Source organism: Bacillus sp. ES1-5 (assembly GCF_022487605.1).
Classification (GTDB): Bacteria; Bacillota; Bacilli; order Bacillales; family Bacillaceae_G; genus Bacillus_A; species Bacillus_A wiedmannii.
The window spans coordinates 204,025-225,392 of sequence record NZ_JAKVPU010000001.1 but is presented as its reverse complement, the minus strand read 5'-3'; the positions used below and the strand labels follow the sequence as shown (position 1 = coordinate 225,392).

Genomic DNA, 21,368 nt, shown 5'->3' with positions numbered 1-21,368 from the left:
TCCTAATCTTTTTTTGTTATTCAATTGCACCAGCAACGTCATAATCGTTTAAATCTAATTCAATTGGTTGTCCGAGTGCTAATTTAGCAAGTTCTGAACCTAAATATGGTCCAGCAGTTAAACCTGAAGCACCTAATCCGTTTGCAACGAGAATGCCTTCAAAGTTAGGCAGAGGTCCGATAACAGGTAAGAATCCTGGAGTAAATGGTCTAAATCCAACTCTCGTTTCAAGCATAGTACTATCTTCTAAACCAGGCGCAACTGTTAATGCTTTATGGAATACTTCATGTAAACCCCCAGCTGTTACACGGTGATCGAAACCAGTGTCATTCTCATGTGTTGCACCAATTACGACGTGACCATTGTCAAATGTTAAAATGTATTGATCGTTTGGCGGCATAACAACCGGCATATTTTCTGTTGCTGTATTTGCAATTTGTAAATGAACAATTTGTCCTTTTTGGAATGTAACTAAGAAATTAATTCCTAACGGATTCAAGAGTTCATTCGCCCAGGCGCCTGCAGTTACAATTACCTTTTCTGCTAAAATTGTTTCATCGTTTACTGTAACCCCGGTAATACGATTACCTTCACGAACTAATACAGCATCTCCTTTTATAAAAGTAGCACCATGTTTTTTCGAAGCACTTATTAATGCGTTACGTAATGATCTTCCATTTACTCGTGCAGCGCCACTAATATGAACAGAACTATATTCTTCTGATAATGCTGGGAATAATTTTTTTGTTTCTTCAGCTGATAAGCGAGTGATTTCACCAATCTCTGGTGCATCTTCACGTCGTTTATAAGCTCGCTCTTCCATTTGATCTAGTTTTTTCTCGTCAGTATGTAAACTAATTGCACCTACACGGTTGTAACCTGTATCCGTTTCACCGTCTTCTTCTAATTGTTGGATTAATGAAGAATAGTAACGTGCACCGCCTTTAACGATTTTATACCACGCTTTATTACGACGCTGTGAAAGCCAAGGACAGACAATACCTGCTGCTGCATCAGTTGCTTGACCTAATTGTTGGCGATCAACGATAATAACATTCGCACCTGCTTTAGCAAGATGATAAGCAGTAGACGCTCCTAAAATTCCAGCTCCAACTACAATATACGATTTCATTTCAAACACCTTTTCTCTTTTGCTAATTATTTAAATATAAGAACATACTTTAGTATACTGAAAGGAATCCTTTTTTCAATGTACTAAGCGTAATTAATTGTTGCATCATTGTGACTTTCCTAACCATTATTTTTTCTTCTTACGGAATAATTCAATTGTTTTATAGCCTTGTGAAAGGATTTCAATCATTTTTTCAAGACGTTTATCGCGTGTTTTTTCTTGTTTTACAGAAAATAAATTACGCGCCCAATCTTTTTGATATCCAGGTGTTAAACTTTGATAAAATTTAAGTTCATTTGGATGACTAGCCAATAGTGCTTCAACATCTTTAATACGATCTGCATAATCGGCAACACATTGACTCATAGCAGGCGTTTTCTTCTCTTTTTTCTTTTCACGCTTTAAACCTACAACAGTAAAGACATCGTCCATACTTACCATTCGCGCAAATTTAATATCACTCTGTCCTACATACCCATCTTCTCCAACGCTTAATGCAGGAAACATTTCATCACGGTGAATAAACGTACTGTAACGAGAATTCCCTTTTTTCGGATATGCGAAGAATATGTAGCTTTTTTCAATTAGTAATTCTTCATTACTAATAATATAATTCGTTTGTTTCACCATTTCATCAAGTGTTTCTACAAAAATAAAAATGGCATCATGATCTTTGGAAAATGCAGTTTCTTTCCCTGTAAAAATGTCATAATCACTAGGTTCATTAATTACAACCATATTTGTATACTTATTAAGTTTCAATTTATCAATAATTGACATAAAAATCTTCCTTTACATTCAAAATTCATTGTTTATAATTTTTCATACTGTTCTAGTGTATTATATCTAATTAGAAAATCAAACTTTAATAGTTGTTTTAAATTAAAGTTAATAAAATAGCCGATTCTGCATAAGAACCGGCTATCTATTTGTTTCATTACAGCTCAATAGCAAATAAAGTATTTAAAAGCTCTCTATATTGCTCTTCTGTAATTTTACGTTTCGCTTTTTCACCATGAATTATTTCAGTTAAACTAGTATTTGTTAAAGAGACATGGCCAGAGTCCGTCAATTTTACTGCAATTGGTCCCTTATTGAAAATAGATTTCTCATCTTCTATTACTCTTTTTTGAACATCATTTACTATTGCCTCATCAATCATACGATTATAAAAAGCATGACAAACTTTCCACTCACCGTTCGTATCTTTTCTTTCTAGAACGTAATTCCCTTTACTCGTATCTTTTCGTCTCACTCGATACGTACCATTTTTAGAAGAAACTGACTCACCAGTAAAAGGTACAGGGGCTAGAGGTACTAATGAAGCAATACCTACATCAATTAAGTATCGTACGTTATCATAATTTAAAATAATCGTTATATGTCCATCCTCAAGTGCCCATGCGTTTATTTCATTTTTATAAACGGTTCCAAGTGCAAGTTGTACATCATAACCACAATCTTGTAAAAAGTAGTAAAAAAGAGTATTTAATTCATAACAAAGTCCGCCGCGGGATGAAGTTAAAATTTTATTCTGTAAATTTTCCATAGTAATTGTATTTGCATTGCGTGCTATAACATCTAAATTCTCAAATGGTATAGTGTGTGCAAATGTAAAGAGAATTGTATTTAATTCCTCAAATTTCACTTCAGTACGCTTTGCAACATTCAATCTTTTAAAAAGCTTATGTTGTAGACTTGTCATAGTCAGCACCCCTTAAAATGTATAAGTTAAAATAGTATATGCTGATTGTAAATTTGATGGGGTACTGAAACAATGTACATTTCGTTTAACTGTACCGGTACAAAAAGTCTAACCTACAAGATCACTTAAAATAAGAAGCTACGAATACAAATTTAATAGTTTGTCTTTAGGTAAATTATTATGATCACTTAAATCAACAAAATATTGAAGTTGCCACATTTGGCTCTTTATAGCTTGATTGCTGACAGGGTTATCCCATATAGGATAAATCCTCATAGCCATTTTGCCTTTTTGATTTTGTGTTCTCAAGATTTTTTCCTTAAGAAGGATCTCTTTAGGGAAAATAAATTGTCCTAGTTTGTTATCGTCTATACAAGTAATAACTAATAAATCAGGAGCAGCGTCATAAGAAAACGCTTGATTTTGCATATTGTCATCTTTCTCCCAAAAAGAAACAAATTGACCAATTTTATTAGGCGTAATTTTTGATTTTCTAAAACGCATGGTTTTGTTATTTAAATGAAATAAACATCCTTCATATTCTGCGTTTTGCTTTTCTTCTTTTAGATTCGTAATCATTAAATTGTTAGGTTTGTAAACTAAATTGTTTACATTTCGGATTGTATCATTAAAATTGTTCAAGAAAACTCCCCCTTTAGTCATCTCTTAGTTTATCACAAACATTAGTTCTTATATGTTGTAAATGATAAGCGACGTGAAAAAGAAAGAGATTTTACTGGGGCATTATTAAAGCTTCAATGTACTTAGTTTTTCAATTGCTTGTTGTTCAGTTGCTAAGTAAAAAATATCTTTACCTTTATTACATTCATAAATAAAATCCTTTAAGCTTTTACTAGTATACATAGAGAAATCTCCAATGATAGCAATCTTTACTCTGTAGTTTATAAACTTTTGAAGAATATCACCCGCAAGCCGTGTTTTTAAGTCAAAGAAGCTTTCACTTATTAATGATTTGTTGATAATAATATGCTTCGCATCTACCTCATATTGAACTGTTGCCATAGTATCTAATGCAGATTGAACATCGGATATTAGCACCTTATCATTTCTTATGATAGCAATATTTATTCCGTCAATTACGACTTTTTTTATTTTCATAGTTCCACCCCTTTATAATTTACACAGTATGATTAAAATTGTTTTAACCATAGATTAAATTAGCCGCAGCTATTAAAATCGCCTCTATTTTTTATTGTAAATATCTATTTTTATATTATTAATACGGTCAATGAAATTAATGATAAGTTTCTCTTTTTTATATTTTTGAATATATATGAAATTGATTTTACTTGTTAAAAAAATATTGTGGTGTAACATAACTTAACAAACTATCCAAAGTATGAATCTCGGCATACGGTTGTATTTCTGTTGTGTTCTTGATTTTCTGAGGATTAAACCACACACCTTTTATATTTGCATTTTGAGGACCAGCAATATCCTTTTCTAGGTCATCCCCAACAAATAAGGTATTTTCCGGCTGTGCATTTAGCTTATTTAATGCTAGTTCGAATATACGTTTATCAGGTTTACTCAATCCTACTTCTTCAGAAATAATGATTGTATCAAAGTAATTGTTTAAATTCGTATTAATTATTTTAGCCTTTTGCCTCTGCGTTAAGCCATTTGTTATAATTCCAACTTCAAAGTGCTTCTTTATATGATTTAAGAAATGAATAGTATTTTGGTCAATTGAAAAACATTTAGGGAAATTTTCATTCCAAAAATCTTGGATATAATTGAGTGGCAATCTATATTTCGGCGCGAATTCATCAAATAATGATTCTAAAACTATCGTTTTATCACTAATGCCATATTCTCTTTTATCATATTCTTTGAATTTCTGTAACATATTGTTTTTGACTGTATCACTAACATCCTCATAACACTTTTCTAAAACTAATAAAAACAAGTTATCTACTGCCTTATCCCTATCGAGTAACGTATCATCTAAATCAAACAGCATCGCTTTATAACCCATCAAATAATTTCACAACCTTTCTCACATGATTTAAATAATCCCTTGTTCGCACCTTAGGCCTTTACTAAATTAGCAAAAAAACTAAAAAGTTTGTGGCGTACGCTCTAGAATTTCGCTGGCTTCTTTTATATTTAAATTCATCTCCCTTTCCCTTTCCCCTTCTAGTAAAGTATCGAAAGTATATTTTCAAACAGTTAAAAAAACTACACACAATTTACATTATTATACATTATTTTTTGTAAATATTAATCGTTCAGCTTTTTATATAATAAGTTTTTTCAAGCACACAAATATTTATCCATAAAAAGGAATATGGGTAATAATACTTTTTTATGGAGAATACACAATCTTGAAAATGGAGTTAAACGTCCTATGAAGTTTCCTGCTATATCTCCACATAAACTACAGATAGTACGGCTATAATGACTACCAGAGGTGATATTATGAAAAACTATCATATCCTCGTGGTTGAGGACGATCAAGAAATTCAGGAATTAATTAAACAATTTTTAATGACACAACAGTATACAGTGGTAGTTGCTTCAGATGGACTAGAGGGTATGACACAATTTAATAAGCAATCCTTTGATTTAGTTCTTCTAGATGTAATGATGCCCAATCTTAATGGATTTGAAGTTGCTAAAATGATTCGAAGTCAGTCAAACATACCAATTATTATGCTAACTGCGTTAGAAGAAGAGGAAGATCAAATGAAAGGGTTCGATCTTGGGATTGATGATTATATAACAAAACCCTTTTCGTTTCATGTTTTGATTAGGCGAGTCGAAGCTGTACTTAGAAGAAGTTATGATAAAAATGTAAATAATTATTTGGTATTTAAAGAAGTGCGCATTGATGTTGATGCATATAGAGTATATGTAAATGATGTTGAAATTTTGTTAACGACAAAAGAGTTCGAAATTCTACAACTACTATTTCAAAATGAGAGAAAAGTACTTACAAGAGAAAATATCGTAGAAAAAGTTTGGGGATACGATTATTTTGGAGAAACACGAATAATAGATACACATATTAAAAACCTACGTAAAAAACTAACTATCCCCTATATTAAAACAATAAAGGGGATTGGTTATAAAATTGATGAATAAAATTTTAAAAATCATGAAGATGAAGCAAATTACTTATAAACTCTTTATGACTACATCTCTCATTTTGTTATCCTTTGCAGTGTTGATTTATTTAACTTTATATTTCTTTCTCCCTACGTTTTATGAGCAATACAAAACAGATCAACTTCAAACAGGGATAAAAGAAATAATTGATAAATCCAAAGATCTTACGTTTCAAGATGCGATACCACTTTTTGATGAATACGCAAAAAAAAATAACGCGATGCTTTCGCTTCAAAATAAAGAAGGAATAATTATTTACTCGCCTTCATTTTCTTTTATTCAAAGTGGTACACAAACAACAGTAGTTACTAAAGCGGCACGATTTGAGAATGCAGGTACCATTAGCAATTCATATAATGTTACGGAACCAATTCAATTCCAAGATGGTAGTTTAACGCTTGTAGTGTTCGCAACATTTCAACCGATTGATGAAGCTTCGCAAGTATTAGCGCGCTTTCTCCCCTATATTAGTATCATTGTGATCGTAATTGGTATAGGGAGTGCTTATTTCTATTCCAGGTTTATTACAAAGCCACTTATTTATATTAATGAGGGTGCACAAAAGATGGCAAATTTAGATTTCTCCGAAAAAATTGAGGTTCGCTCCACAGATGAGTTAGGAGAATTATCTAATAGTTTGAATGACATGTCTATTAACTTACAACAAGCTATGTTTGATTTAAAAAAAGCAAATGAACAATTAAAAAATGATATTGAAAAAGAAAGAGAAATAGAAACAAAACGCAGAGAGTTTTTTGCGATTGTAGCACATGAATTAAAGTCCCCTCTTACTGTAATGAAAGGATACTTAGAAGGGATGATATACAATATTGGCCCTTATCAAAATCGTGATCAATATTTAAAGAAAAATCATCAAATTATTGAAAGTATGGAACAATTAGTTCGTGAAATTTTAAGTATGTCAAAGTTAGAACAACACACTTTTAAACTAAAAATAGAAGAAGTTAATTTTTCAAAGTTAATAGGTACAATCACAAAAGATCTCGAATTTTTCGCTTCTCAAAAAAGCATCCAAATAATAAAAGAAATTGACTCTGACCTTTCTGTTTATACAGATCATTTACTTTTTGAAAAAGTATGTAAAAATATTATCCATAATGCAGTTATGTATTCACCACATAATGAAAAAGTCTATATAAAGTTAAGTAAGGATTCTAAACATGGTCAAATCAAAATGCAAATTATAAATACAGGTGTCAATATTAAAGATGAAGACATACAACAAATTTTCAAACCATTTTATCGAATTGAAAAATCTAGGAATCGAAATACTGGAGGAAGTGGTTTGGGGCTATATATTGTTAAACAAATTCTTGAAACGCTAAATATAAAGTATTCTATAAAAAATATGGAACATAGTGTGCAATTTTGCATGAACATTCCTATATCTAAACAACAAACAAACAAACTCCCCTCTTAGTAGGACGAGTTTGTTTGTTTTTGTAGCAAGTATAAACTTATTAACAGGCTTTTCATTTAATGATATATGCTACTTCTTAAATTGCGATTGTCATAAGTAGTGACAAACTGTATCCAACTTAAATATTCACCTTCTACCTATAACAGCAAAAAAACGAAATTCCGCTTAGCAACAAATTAGATTCTCTTATTTGAGATGCATTTCATCTATGCAACTGAAAAGGAAGATGAAAAATGCATATTTGCCTCCATTTTTCAGATTAATTTGGAATTCTTTTATGATAAGCTATATGTAAAGATTAAACATAAAACATAAAGGATGATTCGTATGCAAATAAGACCAAAGGTAAGTGAATATAACTCCTATTATGCAACGTATACCAACTTGGTATTAGACGGAAATATCATACATATTCTAGAACAACAAATGAAGAAAACGAATCTTTTATTAAAGGAAATTTCTGATAGTGAGGGACTTTTCCGGTATGCTCCTACTAAATGGAGTATAAAAGAAGTAATCGGTCATATAGCAGATACAGAACGTATTATGGCGTATCGATTGCTATCTATCGCTCGAGGCGAGACAGCAGAACTTCCAGGCTATAATGATGATATGTATGTTCTTAGAGCTGCTTTTGATAAGCAATCTATGCAAGATCTTCTTGAGAATTTAATAGTTGTTCGCCAATCTACCGTGTATTTACTTAGAAGCTTAGATAAAGAAGCTTGGTCACAAAGAGGAAATGCGAATAATTCTGAAGTTACAGTTCGTGCATTAGCATACATCATTGCTGGTCATGAACTTCATCATCTTCAAATTATAAAAGAACGCTATCTTGGTTCTAATGCATATCCAGCAAGTTAATACTTGAAGAAACATAGTCTTATTTATGTAGGGCTTTTTTTCAGTATTTATAAAATTCACCACATAATATTAAGTTATCCCCTTTTATTCTGTACATAATTTTCTTCAGGCTGATATACTATAAACACAATAGTTCTGGAAAGGTTATGATGCTATGTATGAACAACAAAATAATAGAGATAGAGATCAAAAAATGATGTTTTCTATGCAGGGAGTTTCCTCAAATAAAATTAACATGAATCAATTACCTAAATGGATTAGAATTTTTGGCTATTGTGCGTTTGGTTGGATAATAGTATTTAGTTTAATTATGATTGTAGGTTTAATTCTGCAATAACTATACAAATACACAGTTAAACGGGACAGCATTTAGATTATATATCTAGGTAATGTCCCGTTTTTTATGTGTGCTTATCCCATGATATAGGTAACCAATTATAAGAAAAAGAACTTGTAGAATATACTACAAGTTCTTTTTCTTATATTATTAAAACGGGAACAACAAACTATTTTAACATTCAGTACAGGGAGACCATTTTGATTATGGCTTGATTTTATTATAAATCAAATATAAGCTTTTGAAAGGACTGCATTTTGAAAATTATGTGAATTGACCAGCTACGATGTTTATATTAGATTTCATTTACGACCAACTTCTTCTTACTTAAATACACTGCACGATCTGATTTTTTAGCAACTTCCTGTGAGTGCGTCACAACAATAATGCATTTATTCTCTTTATGTGCAAGTTCTTGAAACAGTTCTATTATATCCATTGTGGTTTCCTCGTCGAGGTTTCCTGTTGGCTCATCTGCAATCAGTAAATCAACATTACAAGATAGTGCTCGAGCAATTGCTACACGCTGTTGTTGCCCACCACTTAGTTGCAGGACGTTTCGTTTCGCTTCAGCTTCTGTAAGTCCTACTTTCTCTAATAACTCTAATGCCCTTACCGTCTTATTTTTCACTTTAACACCTGTAATTTCCATTGCTGTTAAGACGTTTTGAAGAGCTGTCATATAGGTAATTAAGTTATAAGATTGGAAAATTACAGATACATTTTGATTACGGTATCGATCCAAACCAATTTTTCTAATATCTTTGCCATTATACAGTACATAACCATTTTTAGGGACATCTAGTCCACAACCTAAACTTAGCGTTGTGGTTTTACCAGATCCAGATGGTCCTAAAATCGTGTAGAAATGCCCTTTTTGAAAAGAAAAGTTAACATTGTCTAGTATCGCTACATTTTTTCCATTACTTTCATAATAATAATCCAAATTTTTAAATTGTAAAATCGTTTCCATATTATGCCTCCTTATTCATCTTTTAAAAGAATTTGTTTTGGATTTAAACGTAGAATTGATAATGCTGGAAGAAGTGTTGCTATTATAGCAATAGCTAGTCCAATCACCCCCATTTTCCCTACATCTTCTCCTGTTACACTTACATCAATTTTATCAATTGGATCTTCTTTTTGATTTTGTAGCGTACTACTACCAGATCCAGACATCATTACAGTACTATTATTTCGCATGGTGTCTGTTTCTTCGCTTGTTGTAGCGATTTCACTCGAAAGTAAATTATCCCCTATAAATTGAGAAACTTTGGCTCCTGTTGTTATGGATAATCCAAATGCTAAAATAGCGACACATACTACTTCTACTACGAACTGCGCCATCAGTTTCCATTTTTTCTCTCCAATAGATAACAGAATTCCCATTTCCTTACGACGTCCTTTAATTGATAGCATAATGATTAATCCTAAAATAATCGCACCTGCAATCGATACAATATAAATAATCATTTGAGAAGTCGAAGAGATATTTTCGATAGGACCAATCATTTGTTTGTACAATGAATCATGTGCATCTAATTTGTAATAATTAAAATCAATATTAGATTTTTTTGCTTCTTTTTTAAATGCATCAATATATTTTGGATCATTCAAGAAATACACGACTTGAACACTACTTATACCTTGGTCTACTTCTAATTTTTTCATAGTTGAATGCGGCATATATAGTTTATTAGCTGGATCCATAATAGGAGGAGCCTGTTGGCCTATTGCTTGCTCATTCGTTTCGTAAATACCGATAATTTCAATCTCGAGGGTTTCCTTCTTATCCCCTGATTGCACTTTAACTTTGTCTCCTACTTTCAAATTGTTTAATTCCGCTAATCGTTTTTCCATTAAAGCTACATTCTGATCCTTCATTTGCTCTGTAATTGGTTTTCCATCAATGATTTTACTTTTTCCGTTTTTAAAGCTTTCTTGTAATGCAGTTTTGCGGACCCCCTCAATCATAAAAGAAGCATTCATATCTATTTCTGTACCAGAGCTTGAACCGCCTCGCACAGCCGCCATTCCCACTTTACCTTTTCCTTCTTCTTCTCCTTCTGAAGCTCCTACTAGTTTAAGTCCATCAGAAATACCGAAAGTGTTAGCTATGTAATTATAGTCTTTTACATACTTGGACTTCGCTAATTGATCTGTTTCTTTTGTTTTAAGCTTCGGTGGGTTAGGCATCTCTCCAGTTTCTCGAGCTTGTTGACCTAATTTGTCAAAATCAAGACTTAAAGTAACATCTGCACCTAGTCTTTTTCTTGCTGCATCCGCAGCTTTTTTTGATGCATTTTGGATTGTGAACCCTGAAAGAACCAAATTTGTAACAATCAGAAAAACTGCCATCAAAATTAATGATGTTCCTATCCTTTTTTTCATACTGAGAATTGCACGTTTCATAAAATTCATTTTTTCTTACCTCCTTGATAACTCTTATTTTATATAGATTATCTAGAGTTTAAATGGAGTTAATCGGTAGTTTATCTATAGATATAAGGAGTTTATGTGTAGTTATTCATTGACCTGGTCAAGAAAAACCGAAAAATCAATGCAAAAGCGTAATCGTTTCTGAATATTGGTAAGAATTTTGTCCATTTAAGAGAATTATAGAAAAAGAGAGAGGTTAAGCTTAAATTTAATGTATGTAACATAAAAATATTTATTGTATAATTTATATACAATAAATATAGAGAACCTATTAAATATCTAAATGGGGATTGTTAATGTTACTCATAGAAATCACGTCATATTAAAAGGTACACCTTTTAATACAAAAATAAGCTATTTTGAATGGTTGGATAGAGTTGAAGAGACTTATATTTAACTATGGGTTCCCTATACATCATTATCAATCTAATATTTTGCACTTTCGATAAAACGAAAAAGACGTTATCCTTTCTGTAGAATTATAGGAAAGGATAACGTCTTTTTTATACTTCTATACTCAAAATTCCTTTGAATTGTTTTTGGATGGTAAAACATGTTTCTCTACTCTTTCATATAGAGTAAGCAATTGCTTGATAAAAGAAAATTTAGATACTAACCAATAAGAAAACAATGCTGAAACACATCCTATTAAAGCCCCTATTGCAACATCAAAAGGATAATGAACTCCTACCCAAATACGAGAAATCGCTACACAAAATGCAAGTATAAGCCATAACCATCCAGTTTTTTTACGAACAAGCCAAAACGAAAAACATATCGAAAAAAAGAGAATCGTATGGTCACTAGGAAATGAATTATCTACAGTATGGTCGACAAGTTTATTCACATCAGGCAATACTGCAAACGGTTGATAATTTAGATGGAATTTCCCTGCTATTTTTCCAATCACCTCAGCAATTACAAAAGCAACCATCGCTTGAATAACCATCATCCTACTTTTTCTGGCCCCAGTAAACCAATAAGTTAAAATAATTAAAGCAAAAATATATACCATATATTCTGCCAAAAATACGATGGTTGAGTTTAGGAATGAATATTGTTTACCTAAATCATTAATTGCTCGAAAAATATCAATATTGAATTGAGAAAAAGACATTTCAAATCCCTCCTTTTTAGTAAGGTGTTTTACTGATTGCCATATACCTTCATTGCATGAATAGTTTTGGTTATTGTACGCACCTAAAAATATTAACCTCTTATGACACCGCTTTCTTCTTTTTCACTTTAATAAAAAAAGAAAAAGGAAAACATCGAACTTTCTTACAAACATTCATGCATTCTTACAGTTTTGTCATTTTCTTGTCACTTTGTAAATAGGTTCATCGTCTTGCCTTTCGCTATTTTCAAAAACTCTTGTAACTCTGGGTTAATATTGGTCTTTCGGTATGTAACGGCTAGTTCCACAACAATTTTAGAATCGTATATTTCTATGTAAACAACTTCTGATTGATATAATTTATTTGCAGACACCTATTCGCTGTTAATTAAATAAAAAAAGTTAATTTTACACTACCCATACCTGCAACTATGGATACTCTTATTACACATAAACAAAAGGAGAAGAACCTTGGTGAGTTCGTCTCCTTTTGTTTATGTTTTTTATTATATTGTAATAAAATTACAGTATGTGAAATTATATTACTTTAACTTTAAAAGCTAAGTGAAAACAACCTTCACTTAGCTTTTTGTATTTATTTAATCGGTCTCTCTGTTTTTAAAACTAATGAACTTAATGCAGGAACTTTAATTTTATTATCATGGACAACGTAAAGTGTTTTACTACCTGCCTGTTTACCGTCTACTAGCACTTTCCATGGACCTTTCGATGGAAGTGTTATGTCAACAGCTTCCTTATTTGCATTGTGAGCCACCATAAAGTATTCGTTTTTATTACCATTTCCCTTTATTGAATAAGCCACAACATTTTTGGGAGTATCCATAAAAGCTATATGTTTTTTTATTTGTTCTGCAGATGTCATTCGAAAAGCTGGGTACTTTTTGCGTAATTCTATTAAGCCCTTCATATAATCTACTTCATTATTAAATGCAGCACGGCGCAACCAGTCCATTTGGTTAATTGAATCAGGAGATTTGTAACTGTTATGATCACCATACTTCGTGCGCATAAACTCTTGTCCTGCATGTAAGAATGGAATACCTTGTGATGTTAATAAAATTGAAGAAGACAATTTGTGCATTTGTTTTCGCACTTCTTCACTGTCACCTGGATTAGTCAACTCAAGTTTGTCCCATAATGTATGATTATCATGTGCTTCCACATAAGTGAGTACCTGCTCTGGATCTTGATAAGTAGACGAATTTATATCGTAGTCAATGCCTGCCGTAATCCCTTTTTTAATACGGTCTTCCATGTTGTCCTTTCCATTTACAAATCCATTTTCCTTCTCCTCAAATACACTACCTTTCAATCCATCACGTATATTATCGTTAAAATGAGCAATCCCTTTCATTTTCTCCGCATTTTTTTGATTTGCTTTCAATTCAGCAGCAAGAGGTGTATTTAAATCCCAACCTTCCCCATGCATTATAATAGAAGGGTCAATTTGATTAACAGCATTACGTATTTCATTCATCGTTTCATAATCATGAATACCCATTAAATCAAAACGGAATCCGTCTAAATTGTATTCTTTTGCCCAGTATGTCACCGAATCCACCATAAATTTTCTCATCATTTTTCGTTCTGAAGCTGTATCATTTCCTACTCCGGTTCCATTTGCAAATGTTCCATCTTCATTGTAACGGTAATAATAACCTGGAACTAACTTATGAAAATTAGATTCAACAGCATTATACATGTGGTTATATACTACATCCATTACAACACGAAGATTATTATCATGCAGTGTTTGAATCATTTGCTTTAATTCAGTTATTCGAACAGTTGGCTCATATGGATTTGTAGAATAGGATCCTTCTGGAACGTTGAAATTTTTCGGATCATATCCCCAGTTATATTGTGGTTCATTTAAATTCTCTTCATTTACTGATGCATAATCAAATATCGGTAAAAGCTGCACGTGCGTAACACCAAGATCTTTCATATGATCAAGGCCTGTTTTCACACCTTCAGGACCTCTTGTTCCTTTTTCTGTTACCCCTAAATATTTTCCTTTCTGTTTAATACCGCTTTCGGGCTGAATAGAAAGATCACGTACATGCAATTCATAAATAATAGCATCTTCCGGATTTTTAAATTTTGGTTTTTTGTTTGCTTTCCATTTTTTCGGATTTGTTTCTTCTAAATCAACAACTGCACCTTTATCTCCATTTACTGCAGCAGCACGTGCATACGGATCAACTGCTTCATTCCACTTATCACCAATTTTCACCTTATACGTATAATAGAGTCCTTTATGGTTCCCTTTAAGTTCTGCTTTCCAAGTTCCTTTGTCACCTTGTTGCATGTTTATTTCAGTACCTATTTTATCGTTCCATTTTTTATATGTAACTAACTTCGCTTCACTCGCAGTAGGAGCCCATACACGGAACTTAGTGTGTTGCGGCGTATATATATTACCTAAATCGTTACCAGCATAATAAAATGAATGATCAAATTCCTCACTACGAATGACTTTACCGATTTCAGTATTCGTATCAGCTACGTTTTCGATTTTAACTTTGTATGTTTGTTTTAAATCAATTTTCTGCTCCGTAATTATTTTAACCTTATTAGTAACATTTCCACTGTTTATATCATAAGGACTAATATCCTTAATTTTAATGCCTTCAATTTCAATATTCCGTTCCTTAATATGAAACGGCACATTAGTCGTTACAGTAATTTCATTGAAACTATCAATAGTTGCTTTTTGAATGGATAGATCCGAAGAGGGCTTAGAGTTATATACTTTATCATCACCAGAAAGAATCCATACTTCAGCACGACCATCCTTTATATTTTCAATCCAACGATCGCCACCATCTTTTTCCCACTCATTTGTACGAATGATAAATCCTACACGATTATAGTCACTATCTATATTAATCTTAGCGTACTTTCCAAAATCATCTTCGCCAGTAAATTCATATGATTTACCATTTTCATTTTCTCCCCATGTCCAAAGGTTCCATTCTTTTGTATTTCCAGACTGCTCTTTGTAATGAATGATAATTTCAGTTGTTTTCGAATTTGAAACTGCCTTTACACTTTGAAAAGAGAAAACAGATGATAACATAACGATTATAGTCAGTAATACAACGGATTTGTTAATTAATCTTTTTATCATTTGCACCACATACACCCTTTCTTTAAATAGTACGTACAATTTATTATGCTCGTACTAAATTACAATATTTAAATTAATCTAGAAATCTCTTTTACTTCACCCCCATATTGGCAATTTTCACATATGGATTTCAATGATCTTTTTATTACGAAAACGCTTGCATTAATGTTCGAAAAAATAGATTTGTTTATGTCTGCATATATGTATAAATACTAAAAGATCAGAGAAATCATTTTAAAGCAATCGTTTGTTATCGCTTTCATTCTATAGCACTTCCTATTAAGAGGTCAATATATTATTAATTTTCTGTTTTTTTAATTTAAATCCTTATATATTTGTCGCAACTTAGTATCGCTCATAAATTGCTGTGTAAAAAAAACAGCTAATATCTTTAAAATGACATTAGCTGTTTTTCATAATGTAATAATATATGAATAAAAACTATATTTCTAACTTACTTAATTTTTGCTGCATCAAATGCCTTTTGAACTGCTTGAACTTCAGCAGTATTTGCTCCATATTTATTAGTTGCCACTCGAATACATGCTGATCTCAATTCTTTGAAATTAGAAGTCATGTTTAACTCATCTGTATTTGCATAATAGAAGATATCAAACATTTTATCTTCACCAATCCCTTTAACAGTTACACCGTTATGAGTTCCACCTTTTGCAATGAGATACGCAACTTTATTAATAATACTTGAATTAAAATGAACGCCACCTTGATCCCATCCATTAAAATCGTTAAATTCACTGTAATCATCTGGATAAGGTACTCCAAGTGAAGATGGAACAGAAGCCGGGTTTTCCATATCACGAAAAACAGATCCAGTTTGTTCTCCCATCGTCCAGTTAAAGCTTCCATTATTTACGTATTTCTCAATAGATGTTCCCATAATATCAGATAGCGCCTCATTAATCGCACCAGATTCACCGTAATATTCAAGATTAGATTCGCTAGAAGTAACTGCATGTGTAAATTCATGGCCAGCTACATCGTATGCCTTGACGATAGGATCTCCGTATACAAGCATACTTCCATTATTCGCACTTAATGCATTCTGCCAATTTTTCGGATCATTCGTATCTCCAGAATCCCAAGCATGTACAACTGAAACTACCTTTTGTCCCTTATTATCAAAACTATTACGCTTGTATTTATCTTTATAAAAATCAAATACTTTTGTTGCTAAGTAATGAGCACTTACTGCTTTTGGATCGTTAAATGTTGTCGAAGTACTAGTTGCTAATGTACCAGGATAATAGCTTTCTTCTTTAGTAATGTCTCTATAATTCACATCATATGTTTCAATTCCTTGCCCTCTTGTATAATCAGCAAGAGCATATTTGCCATTACTTTGTTGAGAGATTCCAAATGTACGTGATATACCTAAATCATCTTTTCCTGTTCCAGTTAATGATGTAAGATTGCTTTTTTTACTTTTCTTTAATGCTCCAACTAGTTTTTCACTTGCTTTTAAGTTAGATTCTTGTACCATATTTTTTAACATATCACCATTTTGTGCATTTACTAAATAAGTTCCGGAAACATATTTTGGTGTTGCAGCTTCAAATGTAACTTGGTATGCATTACTAGCTTGTCCATTATTTTCATCAACAAAAATAACTTCTTTAACTTCTGGCTCAGAAATAAAATTGATATCGTTCCCGTACTTCGTATAAATATATTGTTTTGCTTCATCTTTTGATAGATTAATAGGTTTTTTCAATTCTTCTTGTTTTAAATTTTGCGCGCTATCGCCTGAAACACTTTTAATAACACCGTTATTATCTACGTGTGCAGTTAATTGATGGCCATATACTTCTTTTCCTTCGTATGTTTGCTGTATACGTACAAGTGTAGTTCCATCATATGAACCACGTTTTTGAAGAACTTTATAATCTACTCCTGTTTCTCCATTGACTTGCTTTGGAGAAAGAGCTTGTTCTGTTTTCTCCTTAAGAGCATCTTTTACTACATTCTCTGGTGCCTTTTGTGACGGTTGTGTAAGTTCACCTGAACGGAACGATTCTTCCTGAATTTGAACTTGTAGTTGATCTGTTTCCTCAGCATGACCTACTCCGTATGGTGCTACAGCTGTTAAAGCTAAGCCTGTTGTTAATGCTACCTTAGTTAATGTCTTTTTGTTTTTCATTTTTTCACCTCGTATAATTTTTGAAATAGAAAGCTTGTACAAAGTATACTGTCTATTTATGTCGAAAAAAAGAGAAAACACAAAATTTATGTAATATTATGCAAAATTACATAAATGTGGTCGATAAAATAAAAAATGAGCCCTTTTAGGTGCTCATCCAATTGGTTAGTCGTTAATTATCTATATTCATTCTAATCAAAGTACACTTATATCTTATTAACAACATAAAAAACCACTCTTTACTATTTTAAGAATAGTAGATAAATACTGTAGTGAGGCAACGCATATACAAGTTAGATTTTTCAATATAATTTTGTTATTTATGTCTATAGCTGCATGGATTGTAACGTTTTGAGACTGCTGAAGTCTTATATGAGTTTCAGGCTTTTTTATCTTGTCAAAAATATCTTTCAAAGATATTTTTGACTCCCTATTTAAATATAGAAAAGGACATATCTATTGCATGTTATTAACTTAAGGTATGTTCTTTTAAAGCATATTATAAATATGCTTTAAAAGAAATAAAACCATAATTATTCAAATAAAAAATCCCCCGGATTTGTTTAATGATCCAGGGGATTTTTTATCGTTGATTCTTTATACTACCATACCGATCACAGACTTTTTTAGGATAATGGTATGTCCAAGTTTAATAGTTTTTTGCACGAGAGCCATCTATTTTATATTTATTTAATTATCCTACTAAGTTTTTTGTAAAATTCACCTTTTCTTTTTACATGATTAAACTGATTTGGATTAATATTAGCTTTTTGTGAGAGTGCTACAATCTCTTCTTTTGTAATTGAATCTTTAGTATTTATAGATGCTATATTTGTATATTTTCCATCTTCTGTTTTTGGAATTTCTAAAATCCCTTTATTTACAAGATCAACTACAGCCTTATGCTCTGAAGAATGTGTATCTACACCAGTAATTTTCCAATTATGCATAACTTTTGGTGTATATACACCGTACTTTACCTCTTTTAAATATGTAATAGCAAGGTTACGAATGGTTCCACCTGTTTCTCCGAATGCATTCTCTTGTTTAGATGACCAAGTTTGTTCAAATTTACGTCCCTCTAAAGCTCCCCCTTTTGCCTGAAGAGCCTCCATTCTATACGCATTCATTCCTAGCGTCATAACATCGCTCATTTTGATTGGTTTATTTGTACGAATAGAGCGTAAATTTGTAATTCTACTACCATATGGTTTTGTTAAGTCAATTTCGTATTTTACGCCTCCAAAGAAATCGTTCGTACTGTATTTAGACGCACGACGATTTTTATCAAAGCTAACTGTTACATCTCCGGCACGAGATGAATTAAAATATCCTGCTGCCCATTCCATATAGTCTTTTAAATCTTTTCCAGTTATCTTATATACTGTAATTTCTCCCAAAGCATATTGATAATTATAAGCAATATCTTTCTTCTTTATAGGACCTATATCCAAACGGGCATAATCATTATCAATTTGATGGGCTACTACATCCGCCTTACTGTAATGGAGCATGACTTCATGAAAGAAATCTGATAAAGGTGTCTCTTGAATCTGCACACTTGGAATACCCTTTATTTCATTTTCAGGAACAAGGTTTCTACCCTTTAATTGGGCAACTACAACATTTGCATCTCCTCTCGCATACTCGTGAAAAGGTGTCAGTGTGTCTTCAAGTGTAGGATCAGATACTATTGTTGTTCCATCAGTATTTTTTACAGGTATAGCTGTAGCAGTTTTATTTTTTAGAACCAGCTTTCCATCTTGCTTTGTAAAAGTAAGGTCAATACGTGAAATATGCGTTCCATATTTATCTGGTTCTGTAATAATTACGCCATTTACAACTTCTTTTTTTACAAGTTTATGCATATGAGCCGCAAAAATAGCGCTTAGTTCCGGACAAGCATTCGCAATATCTTGAACACCAGTACCTGGGATTCCATTCTCATTTTCTAGTCCCATATGCATAACCCCTACCATTACATCTACTTTACCTTCTAATTCTTTAATTGCCTTTTTTGTCTCTTCTACTGGATTTTTCACTACTAAACCATCCAAATGATCTGTCCCTTTTTCAAAATCACTAATCATTGGTGTATTCATACCAATTATCCCGACTTTAATTCCACCTTTTTCAACAATCGTATATGCAGGAAGAAAACGCTCTCCATTTTCCTTATAAATATTTCCTGCTAACGTCTTTCCCTTATATTGCTCACTAACTTTTTTCAATGTATCTAATCCAAAGTTGAATTCATGATTTCCAAATGCCCAGGCGTCATATCCCATTGTATTCATCGCTACCATCATTGGCGATTGTGGCTTATCGTTGAATAATTCTACTGAGTTTCCTTGAATTGTATCCCCGGCATCTACTAATATGGTATTTGGATTTTCTTGACGTACCTTCTTTATAACCGTATAAAGCTGCGTCAAACTTCCACTCATATTCGCTCCGTCAAGCGCATAATCCCAAGGCATAAATCTACCATGAATATCTGCAGTACCTAACAATGTAATATTAACATCAGATTCCTCAGCCTTAGAAATAGCTGGTTTGACTGTTACTGCTGTTACAAGAAGCATTAGAATAATAAAATAGCATACATAGTTCTTCCATTTCATTTTTTGCATAATAACAATATTTCTCCCCTTTTTGTACTGTCATAAAGTTGCTTGAACTTTATGACAGTAACTTATTATTCGGAAAAATTCAACTACAAAAGATAATTTTGAAGGTGGTTCTGCTGTGAAAATATAGAGAATAAAATGCATATATCCCCTAACAGAATAGTATTTTATCATTTTCTAACAAAATACTTCTTCCTCCAACGTGTGAAGAGCGCTAAACTAACGGTAGATGTATATGTACTTTCAAAATTTTGGACATATAACTCATTTTCGGATTTAATTTCCAATTTATTTCCTTCTATATGAAAATACTGAGATCACTTCCAAAAATAATAACCCCGCTCTTCATTCAAGACGGGGTTACACTTATACAGCAAATTGGATTCAGATGTTTTTCAAATGTTCGTTTCCTCTTCAGCAGTAAAATCTGCTAGTTTCATATTTTCTTTTGCTTATTGGTTGCTTTCAACTAAATTCATCATAATTTTAATCAGGACTTGTATTTTATCACTCGAACCCTTGATGCTTTCCTAAATCGCTAAATAAATAGATAATAATTTTTACTTTTCAACTTCACAAAGCAATTTTACCTCTTTGATTTGTTCTATATGACGCTGTTCATGCAAATAGATTAATTCTATCCACTGATCAAGAAATAATTCTCCAAGAGCTGGATGCATCACTGATTTTTTTGCCAATTTAGATTCATCTTCTATTGTACTCAGAAAACGCATCAATTCTTTTCTAGAGTCGTTTAACAAATCAACCATTTGCAGCACTTCAAATGGTTCTATACTTGGTTCAATCATTTCTGGTGCTATAAATTTTATCGATCTATCTAATACAATAGTATGAATTTCTTTACGCTCATTTTGGAAACTATCCATCTTTTTTAATCCTGACGAAATAACCGTTATAACTCTCTCATCTAATAAAACTAAGTGATGACACACTTGTGCTATACTCCATTTATCCTTATCTGGTTTTCTATTAAATTGAGCATCACTTAACAAAGTAATTTCCTCAAATAATTGATTTCTCGTTTCATAAAACTTGTCCTTTACAAATGTATTCATGTGAATTCTCCTTTCATTAGAACCTATATACTTAGATTCCTGCGTTAGAAATATTCTCTATAGAAGAAAGATTTTCCTTCACTACTGTTTCTCTAATTCACGACTAAATATATAAGTTTTCTCAACATCCTTGAAGATTTCCTTGAGGTTATCATGTGCTACAGCTATACCATATTACTTTCC

Annotated in this window: 17 protein-coding genes and 1 pseudogene; 4 read left to right on the top strand and 14 right to left on the bottom strand. The window is 32.1% G+C overall.

The window, feature by feature from the left end; all coding sequences use genetic code 11:
* Window positions 1–16 precede the first annotated feature (16 nt).
* The 6 genes from MKO96_RS01230 to MKO96_RS01205 form a co-directional block, all read right to left on the bottom strand.
* Complete coding sequence (locus MKO96_RS01230; protein ID WP_240586382.1) at window positions 17–1,132, bottom strand: NAD(P)/FAD-dependent oxidoreductase; 1,116 nt, start codon at window positions 1,130–1,132, stop codon at window positions 17–19.
* Between the two features lie 126 nt (window positions 1,133–1,258).
* Entirely contained in the window at window positions 1,259–1,912 is a 654-nt protein-coding gene (locus tag MKO96_RS01225) for a YdeI/OmpD-associated family protein (protein ID WP_240586381.1), read from the bottom strand.
* Between the two features lie 157 nt (window positions 1,913–2,069).
* Window positions 2,070–2,837, bottom strand: coding sequence for an arylamine N-acetyltransferase family protein (locus MKO96_RS01220; protein WP_240586380.1), 768 nt, complete (start codon window positions 2,835–2,837; stop codon window positions 2,070–2,072).
* 138 nt (window positions 2,838–2,975) lie between these two features.
* Window positions 2,976–3,500 carry a MepB family protein gene (locus MKO96_RS01215; RefSeq protein ID WP_240586379.1) on the bottom strand — a complete coding sequence of 175 codons (525 nt, stop codon included), beginning with the start codon at window positions 3,498–3,500 and terminating at the stop codon, window positions 2,976–2,978.
* An 84-nt stretch (window positions 3,501–3,584) separates the two neighbouring features.
* On the bottom strand, window positions 3,585–3,956 hold the full coding sequence (locus MKO96_RS01210) for a DUF4180 domain-containing protein (RefSeq protein WP_240586378.1): 372 nt from the start codon (window positions 3,954–3,956) through the stop codon (window positions 3,585–3,587).
* 187 nt (window positions 3,957–4,143) lie between these two features.
* Window positions 4,144–4,836: an HAD family hydrolase gene (locus tag MKO96_RS01205; RefSeq protein WP_240587367.1), complete on the bottom strand. Its 693-nt coding sequence runs from the start codon at window positions 4,834–4,836 to the stop codon at window positions 4,144–4,146.
* Window positions 4,837–5,279: 443 nt separating this feature from the next.
* On the opposite strand from MKO96_RS01205, the gene MKO96_RS01200 reads away from it, so the two are divergent.
* The 4 genes from MKO96_RS01200 (at window position 5,280) to MKO96_RS01185 (ending at window position 8,611) form a co-directional block, all read left to right on the top strand.
* On the top strand, window positions 5,280–5,945 hold the full coding sequence (locus MKO96_RS01200; RefSeq protein WP_240586377.1) for a response regulator transcription factor: 666 nt from the start codon (window positions 5,280–5,282) through the stop codon (window positions 5,943–5,945).
* Window positions 5,938–7,410 carry a sensor histidine kinase gene (locus MKO96_RS01195; RefSeq protein WP_240586376.1) on the top strand — a complete coding sequence of 491 codons (1,473 nt, stop codon included), beginning with the start codon at window positions 5,938–5,940 and terminating at the stop codon, window positions 7,408–7,410. Before MKO96_RS01200 ends, MKO96_RS01195 begins: the two co-directional genes overlap by 8 nt.
* 327 nt (window positions 7,411–7,737) lie before the next feature.
* On the top strand, window positions 7,738–8,274 hold the full coding sequence (locus tag MKO96_RS01190; protein WP_240586375.1) for a DinB family protein: 537 nt from the start codon (window positions 7,738–7,740) through the stop codon (window positions 8,272–8,274).
* A gap of 154 nt (window positions 8,275–8,428) precedes the next feature.
* On the top strand, window positions 8,429–8,611 hold the full coding sequence (locus tag MKO96_RS01185) for a hypothetical protein (RefSeq protein WP_240586374.1): 183 nt from the start codon (window positions 8,429–8,431) through the stop codon (window positions 8,609–8,611).
* 295 nt (window positions 8,612–8,906) lie between these two features.
* Here MKO96_RS01185 and MKO96_RS01180 read toward each other — a convergent pair whose 3' ends face one another.
* From MKO96_RS01180 to MKO96_RS01145, 8 genes and pseudogenes are all read right to left on the bottom strand, one after another.
* Window positions 8,907–9,584, bottom strand: a complete 678-nt coding sequence (locus MKO96_RS01180; protein WP_000447847.1) for an ABC transporter ATP-binding protein — start codon at window positions 9,582–9,584, stop codon at window positions 8,907–8,909.
* 11 nt (window positions 9,585–9,595) lie between these two features.
* Window positions 9,596–11,032, bottom strand: a complete 1,437-nt coding sequence (locus MKO96_RS01175) for an ABC transporter permease (protein WP_240586373.1) — start codon at window positions 11,030–11,032, stop codon at window positions 9,596–9,598.
* Between the two features lie 535 nt (window positions 11,033–11,567).
* On the bottom strand, window positions 11,568–12,167 hold the full coding sequence (locus MKO96_RS01170) for an undecaprenyl-diphosphatase (RefSeq protein ID WP_240586372.1): 600 nt from the start codon (window positions 12,165–12,167) through the stop codon (window positions 11,568–11,570).
* A gap of 206 nt (window positions 12,168–12,373) precedes the next feature.
* Window positions 12,374–12,541, bottom strand: a pseudogene (locus MKO96_RS01165) (LysR family transcriptional regulator); the annotation flags it as partial.
* A 221-nt stretch (window positions 12,542–12,762) separates the two neighbouring features.
* The gene (gene pulA / locus MKO96_RS01160) at window positions 12,763–15,327 is read right to left on the bottom strand and encodes a type I pullulanase (protein ID WP_369294511.1); all 2,565 of its coding nucleotides are present in this window, start codon (window positions 15,325–15,327) and stop codon (window positions 12,763–12,765) included.
* Window positions 15,328–15,775: 448 nt separating this feature from the next.
* Window positions 15,776–17,479 carry a M4 family metallopeptidase gene (locus tag MKO96_RS01155; protein ID WP_240586370.1) on the bottom strand — a complete coding sequence of 568 codons (1,704 nt, stop codon included), beginning with the start codon at window positions 17,477–17,479 and terminating at the stop codon, window positions 15,776–15,778.
* Between the two features lie 686 nt (window positions 17,480–18,165).
* Window positions 18,166–20,112: a bifunctional metallophosphatase/5'-nucleotidase gene (locus MKO96_RS01150; protein WP_240586369.1), complete on the bottom strand. Its 1,947-nt coding sequence runs from the start codon at window positions 20,110–20,112 to the stop codon at window positions 18,166–18,168.
* Between the two features lie 557 nt (window positions 20,113–20,669).
* A complete protein-coding gene (locus MKO96_RS01145) occupies window positions 20,670–21,185 on the bottom strand; it encodes a DinB family protein (protein WP_076538079.1) in 516 nt (171 codons plus the stop codon).
* Window positions 21,186–21,368 lie beyond the last annotated feature (183 nt).